This is a genomic window from Streptomyces sp. NTH33 (assembly GCF_003236365.1).
GTDB lineage: Bacteria > Actinomycetota > Actinomycetes > Streptomycetales > Streptomycetaceae > Streptomyces.
Genome location: NZ_POTZ01000759.1, coordinates 1 through 2,088, shown reverse-complemented (window position 1 = coordinate 2,088; position 2,088 = coordinate 1). Strand labels below are relative to the sequence as shown.

2 protein-coding genes are annotated in these 2,088 nt (G+C 72.1%); both read left to right on the top strand.

Translation table 11 applies throughout. From position 1 onward, the window contains the following. Positions 1 to 462: class F sortase (locus C1I97_RS35915; RefSeq protein ID WP_111007117.1), on the top strand; the 462-nt coding region annotated here is incomplete at its 5' end. 204 nt (positions 463 to 666) lie between these two features. Next, a complete protein-coding gene (locus tag C1I97_RS35910) occupies positions 667 to 2,007 on the top strand; it encodes an ABC transporter ATP-binding protein (RefSeq protein WP_111007116.1) in 1,341 nt (446 codons plus the stop codon). The last annotated feature ends 81 nt before the right edge of the window (positions 2,008 to 2,088 follow it).

Genomic DNA, 2,088 nt, shown 5'->3' with positions numbered 1-2,088 from the left:
CCGCTGCCCAGGTCTCACGCGACCATCCTGCGCGTCCCCTCCCTCGGCATCGACGCACCCGTCATCGGGGTCGGCCTCGACGCCGACCGGCAACTGGGGACGCCACCGGCCGACAAGCCCAGGCTCGTCGGCTGGTACGAGGGCGGACCCACGCCCGGGGAGTCCGGCACGGCCGTCGCGGTCGGGCACCGCGACACCAGGACGGGCGCCGCCGTCTTCGCCGCGCTCGGCCAGGTCGAGCCGGGCCGGTCCATCGAGGTGCGGCGCGCGGACGGCCGTACCGCCGTCTACACCGTGGACAAGGTACGGATCTTCGACAGGGACCGCTTCCCCGACAAGGAGGTGTACGGCACCGCCCACCGCCCCGAGCTCCGCGTGATCACCTGCGGCGGCCTCTACACCCACAGGACCGGCTACTCCAGCAACGTCGTCGTCTTCGCCCACCTGACGGCGACGAAGTGACACCCGGCACGAGGCGGACGCCCGCCCCGAACGCGAGCGTCCGCTTTCCCGTCCGCCGGGCCGGCGGCGCCCGATCCTGCCCGGTCTCTTCCCCCGGGCGCGCACGATCCGTTAACTTCCGTGACTCATACGCCCCGTACGACCCGCACGAGGCGTTCGACCCGCGGAGCCTCAGTGCTCTGGTGAGTCCCGGGGGCATGACCCATGACACGCGCCATCTCTCTGCACGACGTGAGCAAGACCTACCTCAAGGGCGTCCGGGTGGTGGACCGCCTGTCGCTGGACATCGCGCCCGGCGAGTTCCTGGTGCTGCTCGGGCCCTCCGGCTGCGGCAAGTCCACGGTGCTCAGGATGATCGCCGGGCTGGAGGAGATCACCGAGGGGCAGTTGCTGCTCGACGGCGAGTACGGCAACGACCTGCCGCCCTCCGGCCGGGACATGGCGATGGTCTTCCAGAACTTCGCGCTCTACCCGAACATGACCAGCCGCGACAACATCGGCTTCCCGCTGCGCATCGAGTCGCCCGGCGCGGACCCCGGCCGCCGCGTCGACGCCACCGCCCGGATGCTGGGCATCGAGGACCTGCTCGACCGCTTCCCCAGCCAGCTCTCCGGCGGCGAGCGCCAGCGTGTCGCCATGGGCCGCGCGATCGCCCGCCACCCCTCCGCCTTCCTGATGGACGAGCCGCTGTCCAACCTCGACGCCAAGCTCCGCAACCATCTGCGCGCCGAAATAGCCAAACTCACAAGGGAGTTGGGCGTCACCACGGTCTACGTCACCCATGACCAGGCCGAGGCCATGTCCCTGGGCGACCGGGTCGCCGTTCTGCGCGGCGGGGTCCTGCAGCAGGTCGACACCCCACGCGCGGTGTACGCGCGGCCCCGCAACGTCTTCGTCGCTGCGTTCATCGGCACCCCGCGCATCAACTTGCTGCGCGGCCTGGTGCGTGCCCCGCTCGACGGCGCCATGACCATCAGTCTGGGCAAGCAGTTCCTGCGCCTGCCCGAACCCCTCTGCCTGGACCACCAGCTGCTGCGGGTGCAGCAGGGCCGCGAGGTGATCGTGGGCCTGCGCTCGGAGGCCGTGCGGATCGCCAAACCCGCCGCCGCCCGGCCCGGCGAGGTGGCGATCACCGGACTGGTGGAGCACATGGAGTTCCAGGGCCACGAGGTCCTGGTCCACTTCAACACCGGCTCGCGCCCCGCCGTCGTACCGGACCTGGAGGCCCCGCGCCCCGCCCGCCGGCCGGTCCGGCGGCGCCGGCGCGAGGGCACGGTCCTGAACCGGCTGCGGGAGCGGGCGGGCGCCCTGCGCGCGGGGCCGGTGGTGGTGCTGGAGCACCCCGCCGACACCGGACCGGAACCCGTCGCCGCGCCCGAGCCGCGCCTGCCCGGCGACCTGGTCGTGCGCACCACGCCGGACATCCGGCTCCGGCACGGCATGCAGGTCCCGCTCCTCGTCGACATCGCCCACCTGTTCGTCTTCGACCAGCACGGCGAGCGCATCTGCCCGGCCCCGGACCGTCTGCCGGACCTGGAGGAGTGAAGCACTCCGGCCGCGGGGCGTCTGGCGACCGAAAACTATCGGCGCTAGTTTATGGGGCTGTCGGTAGGTTGTGACGCGCAC

What these genes read in the sequence shown, in the direction of transcription:
- C1I97_RS35910 (WP_111007116.1), top strand. Translation starts at nt 667, where the DNA reads ATGACACGCGCCATCTCTCTGCACGACGTGAGCAAGACCTACCTCAAG.